This window comes from Cognatundibacterium jejuense (assembly GCF_014284255.1).
GTDB lineage: Bacteria > Pseudomonadota > Gammaproteobacteria > Burkholderiales > Burkholderiaceae_D > Undibacterium > Undibacterium jejuense.
The window spans coordinates 1-1,061 of record NZ_JACOFV010000043.1; the positions used below are offsets into that span (position 1 = coordinate 1).

General features: G+C 47.8%; 1 protein-coding gene. It reads right to left on the reverse strand.

Annotated features, from left to right (window positions below):
- A partial coding sequence (gene tuf, locus H8K32_RS19915) for an elongation factor Tu (protein WP_186914376.1) occupies positions 1 to 1,058 on the reverse strand: 1,058 nt, incomplete at its 3' end.
- Positions 1,059 to 1,061 lie beyond the last annotated feature (3 nt).

Genomic DNA, 1,061 nt, shown 5'->3' on the forward strand with positions numbered 1-1,061 from the left:
ACCATTTCTTTGTCTTTTGGCAACTCGATCGAACCAGTTACGTCCGTTGTACGGAAGTAGAACTGTGGACGGTAGTTGTTAAAGAATGGTGTATGACGACCACCTTCATCTTTAGACAATACATAGATCTCACCAGTGAAATGGCTATGCGGCTTGATTGAACCTGGCTTTGCCAACACTTGACCACGCTGGATATCTTCACGCTTAGTACCGCGCAACAATACACCAACGTTATCACCAGCTTGACCTTGATCCAGCAATTTGCGGAACATTTCAACGCCAGTACATGTTGTTTTTACTGTATCTTTAATACCAACGATTTCGATCTCTTCGCCGACTTTAACGATACCGCGTTCGATACGGCCTGTTACAACTGTACCGCGACCAGAGATGGAGAACACGTCTTCTACTGGCAACAAGAAGGCGCCGTCAACTGCGCGTTCTGGTGTTGGGATGTAGCTATCGAGTGCATCAGCCAATTTCATGATAGCCTCTTCGCCCAATGGACCTTTGTCGCCTTCGAGCGCCAATTTTGCGGAACCTTGGATGATTGGCAAGTCGTCGCCTGGGAATTCGTATTTGGACAGTAATTCGCGTACTTCCATTTCGACCAATTCCAACAATTCAGCGTCATCAACCATGTCGCATTTGTTCAGGAACACGATGATGTATGGAACACCAACTTGGCGAGCCAACAGGATGTGTTCACGTGTTTGTGGCATTGGGCCGTCTGCTGCGGAGCAAACCAGGATCGCGCCGTCCATCTGAGCAGCACCAGTAATCATGTTTTTAACATAATCAGCATGGCCTGGGCAGTCAACGTGAGCGTAGTGGCGACCGGCTGTTTCGTATTCTACGTGAGCAGTGTTAATTGTAATACCACGTGCTTTTTCTTCTGGCGCCGCGTCAATTTGATCGTAGGCTTTTGCTTCGCCACCAAATTTTTTGGACAATACTGTCGCAATCGCTGCTGTCAGTGTAGTTTTACCGTGATCAACGTGACCAATTGTACCGACGTTGACGTGCGGCTTGGTGCGTTCGAACTTACCTTTTGCCATTTT